The sequence below is a fragment of the Pseudomonas sp. BJa5 genome (assembly GCF_030272875.2).
GTDB lineage: Bacteria > Pseudomonadota > Gammaproteobacteria > Pseudomonadales > Pseudomonadaceae > Aquipseudomonas.
Genome location: NZ_JALRNG020000112.1, coordinates 1 through 309, shown reverse-complemented (window position 1 = coordinate 309; position 309 = coordinate 1). Strand labels below are relative to the sequence as shown.

Here is a 309-nt window from a genome sequence, read left to right as displayed (position 1 = left end):
GCACACCCGCTTCCCGATCGGCATCTCCTTCCCGGCCGGTTCCGGCCTGGTCGCCTTCGCCGCTGCCACCGGCTTCATGCCGCTGGACATGCAGGAGTCGGTACTGGTGCGCTTCATGGGCACGCTGCAGCCCGGCATCACCCTGCGTGACCTGGTCCACGCCATCCCTTACTACGCCATCCAGCAAGGCCTGCTGACCGTCGAGAAGAAAGTCAAGATCAACGCCTTCTCCGGCCGCATCCTGGAAATCGAAGGCCTGGACGAACTGACCTTCGAGCAAGCGTTCGAACTGTCCGACGCCTCGGCCGC

General features: G+C 64.4%; 1 pseudogene. It reads left to right on the top strand.

Going from position 1 to position 309, the window contains the following annotated elements:
* Positions 1 to 309, top strand: a pseudogene (locus M2D63_RS25635) (aconitate hydratase B); the annotation flags it as partial.